Source organism: Limnothrix sp. FACHB-1083, from assembly GCF_014696485.1.
In the GTDB taxonomy this organism is placed as follows: domain Bacteria; phylum Cyanobacteriota; class Cyanobacteriia; order CACIAM-69d; family CACIAM-69d; genus CACIAM-69d.
Genome location: NZ_JACJQD010000006.1, coordinates 211,717 through 215,100, shown reverse-complemented (window position 1 = coordinate 215,100; position 3,384 = coordinate 211,717). Strand labels below are relative to the sequence as shown.

3 protein-coding genes are annotated in these 3,384 nt (G+C 57.6%); 1 reads left to right on the top strand and 2 read right to left on the bottom strand.

The window, feature by feature from the left end:
* Positions 1-202 precede the first annotated feature (202 nt).
* Positions 203-1,045 carry an FkbM family methyltransferase gene (locus H6F46_RS10075; RefSeq protein ID WP_190354651.1) on the top strand — a complete coding sequence of 281 codons (843 nt, stop codon included), beginning with the start codon at positions 203-205 and terminating at the stop codon, positions 1,043-1,045.
* On the opposite strand, the gene cbiE is transcribed toward H6F46_RS10075, so the two are convergent.
* Positions 1,032-2,357, bottom strand: coding sequence for a precorrin-6y C5,15-methyltransferase (decarboxylating) subunit CbiE (gene cbiE / locus H6F46_RS10070; protein WP_190354650.1), 1,326 nt, complete (start codon positions 2,355-2,357; stop codon positions 1,032-1,034). The genes H6F46_RS10075 and cbiE overlap by 14 nt on opposite strands.
* Before the next feature lie 57 nt (positions 2,358-2,414).
* Entirely contained in the window at positions 2,415-3,335 is a 921-nt protein-coding gene (locus H6F46_RS10065) for an SWIM zinc finger family protein (protein WP_190354649.1), read from the bottom strand.
* Between the last annotated feature and the right edge of the window lie 49 nt (positions 3,336-3,384).

The window sequence follows — 3,384 nt, the reverse complement described above, 5'->3', positions numbered from 1 at the left end:
AGTACCCATCTTCCGGCATCAATCCTCCAACGTCACCACTGAAAAGCAAACCCAAATGCTCGTCACTCGTGAAGTCGAAAATTGTTGTACTGAAGCCTGAATCTGAAGCCTAAATCTGAATCTGGATTTTGAACTTTCAATCTTGAATTTTGAATTCTAAATTCAGATCATGAATTGTCAATAACCCGTTGATCAACTAGCCATGACAGCAGTGATGAAAATCGCGACGGCTACCCTGCCAAATCAGGTGCAGTTGCAATGTCCGAATGCGGCAGAAGCCCTGGCAATTTATGAAGATTGCCAATGGTATTTCAAGCATGGAATTAAGCTGGAACCGGGCGCAACGGTGGTGGATGTTGGTGCGCATGTGGGCATTTTTACGAGCATGGCTGCTGAACTTTGCCAGCGCAAAATGACTGCCTATGTGTTTGAACCTATCCCACAGCTCGCCTCATTGCTGACACAAAATATGGCTCAGTTGGAGCCGGTTGATGTGCAGATTTATAACTGTGCTTTGGGAAGTGAAACGGGAACGGCGGAGTTTGCTTTTCATCCCGAAACGCCCATGCTGTCCAGTGCTTTTCCCGATGAAACCGATCGGGAATATGTGGACTTTCGGGAAACCTTGATTCGCAATTCCAGTGGCCCCGATGTGCCGGAGCGATTGCAGGCGCTCAGCAAAATTCCTCGGTTTCTGCGGGGCTTTTTGCTAGACCAAACCCTGAAGAAGCATTTTCGTCATGAGCGCTTAAGCTGTCCTGTCTATCGCCTCGATCAAATTCCTTCAATGCAATCCATTCCTAGAATTGACCTCCTCAAAATTAATGCGGAAAAGTCAGAGGAAATGATTTTTCAGGGGTTGGAGCAACTTTGGAGCGTGATTCAACAGGTTGTGGTGGAGGTGCATGATTTGGACGGGCGACTAGATCGACTGCGCAACCACCTCACCTCCCAGGGGTTTGCGCAGGTTGATTGTGACCAGATGGATATCCTGAAAGGATCTCAGGTTTATTTGCTTTACGCGACTCGATCTAGCGCGGCGTAATGGTGGCCAAGATCACCGGATTGAGGGGCGACCAGCGACAGAGCGGCCCGATCGGGACGGCTTGGGCGAGGCTGACCTGAAGCCAGCGCACTTGCCAACCGGTTTGGTGCGACACCCAGTCGAGGAGGGTGGCTTGGTTGTCGAGGGTGGCCAGGGCCACCACCATGCGCCCGTTAACGGCCATGCGAGGAGCACACCAGTCGAGAATTGAACCAAGGCGGCCGTCGCTGCCACCGATGAAGACCCGATCGGGGGCGGGCAGGGGCCGCAGGGCTTCCGGGGCTTTGCCTTTGATGGCGGTGAGGTTGCTGGTTTGGAACCGTTCAATGTTGCGCTCAATGAGGCTGATGCCAGCGGGGGTTTGCTCGATCGCGTAGATGCGGGAGTTGGGGCAAAGCCGCGCCATTTCGATCGACACGGAACCGGTTCCCGCGCCGATGTCCCAAACGGTTTGGTTCGGTTGCAGGGCCAATTCCGCCAAAATTTGCACCCGCACTTCTCGCTTGGTCATCAGTCCGGGGCGATCGGGAAAGCTGCAAAAGTCGCCGTCGGCAATGCCCAAGAGGGGCAGGGCGGCGCGATCGATCCCCTCGGCGTTGGGGATTCGCTCCAAAATCACCACGTTGAGGTTGGCAAACAGTTCGCCGCTAATTTTCGTGAGGGCCGCTTCGTCCAGAACCCATGACTGGGTGCGTTCTTCGGGCGCTCCCAGATTTTCACAAACCCAAAGCCGATAGCGCACGGGCAGCCGCAAACTCAGCACCAATCGGGCGATCGCCCCTGGATGACTGACCCCATCGGTCAAAACCGCCAGCTTTTCCACCCCCTGGCGCAACAGGCGCACGGCCCCATCGAGCGATCGGCCATGGGCACTGAACACGACTGCATCTTGCCAGGGGAGCTTGACCCGGGCAAATGCAAGCTGCACGGAACTGGGGTGGGGGGTGAAGTCCAGCCAGTGGGCGGGCAGTTTTTCCAACAGAAATCGACCAATCCCGAAAAAAAGCGGATCGCCGGAGGCCAAAACCACCACCAACCGAGGCTCCGATTCCGTTGCTTGGGTGATCATGTGGGCCCGAATGACGGCCACCACATCATCCAAATCTCCCAGCACAACGGTTTCGGCGGTGGCTTGGGGAAACAGGGCCAATTGCCGGGTGCTGCCCACCAGCAAGGTGGCTTCCGCAATGAGCGATCGGGCCTGTTCACTCAGACCGGCGGCCCCGTCCAAGCCAATGCCCACCACCTGCACGGGCGCGGGCGGCCCGATCGGGCGTTCACCGCGCACCGAACCATTCAGGGGGGTGGTCATGGGATTGCCTCCAGGACGATAAGAACCAGCACGGGGACAGATGGCGAGGGTGGAGGGTCAGGACAGGGCCGCCACGGTGGCCGCCTGGCCTGCCGTTCGATAGACGTCTTCCAGGTATTGGGTCACCACTTTTTGGGTCGATCGATTGTCCGTGGTGCCGTCCGTTGGCAAGGGCAAGGGCCCCAAGAGGCTGAGGGGGGTGTCACCATCGGCCGGCGGCGTAATCACCACCAGGGATGGTTCCAAGGGTTGGTCATAGTCCCAAAACTGCTGGAGGTTCACGGGGACGGTGGCCGGGGCGATCGGGGTTTGCGGGTCGATCGGCTCCAGGGCGATCGGCTCACTGGCGATAATGGGTTCCGGCAGTTCCGCCACCAGGCGCGATCGCACCTCCCGCAATGCTTTGAGCAACTGTTGCTGAGTGCGGCCCCGCAGTTGAAACAACACAAAGGGATCATCACTGAACCGATCGCCCAGCAGGTAATACACCGCGCCGATGTGTTTGCAGGGGTTCGCCTTGTCCGGACAGGTGCATTGGCTGTGAATGTCGCCCAAGGCAAAGGGAAACAGGGACAGGCCATTGGTGGCAAAGGCCCGCTCGATCGACTGGGGCATTTCACCCGCCAACAGCTTGGCCGCAAAACCCGCCTGTTGGGCCAGGGTTTCCGCCACCGCCGCCCAATCCTCATCGGTGAACGGGTCGATCGACAGGGACACGCGATAGGGTTCCGGTTCCGTGCCCTGAACGCGGGCAATCACCTTGGCATTTTTAAAATCAATACTGAGCACATGGCCTTGGCGAGCATAGTCCCGCGCCCGTTCCAGCCGCTTCTTGAAGCGATAGCCATTGAGCAGATCTAGCCAACGCTCGACCCACCATTCTCGGGCGATCGAGGAGTCTGCCTCGGTGGTGAGGGTGGCCGGCGAGGAGCTGAAGTGACGGCCGGCTGAGTCTTGCTCAAAATCCTTCAAGGGCATAGCAAACAAGGGGCAAAGAAGGCTGTCCGATGGTATCACCATCGGCCCA

Coding starts and splice junctions, on each gene's coding strand:
- cbiE (WP_190354650.1), bottom strand. CDS start 2,357: ATGACCACCCCCCTGAATGGTTCGGTGCGCGGTGAACGCCCGATCGGG.
- H6F46_RS10065 (WP_190354649.1), bottom strand. CDS start 3,335: ATGCCCTTGAAGGATTTTGAGCAAGACTCAGCCGGCCGTCACTTCAGC.
- H6F46_RS10075 (WP_190354651.1), top strand. CDS start 203: ATGACAGCAGTGATGAAAATCGCGACGGCTACCCTGCCAAATCAGGTG.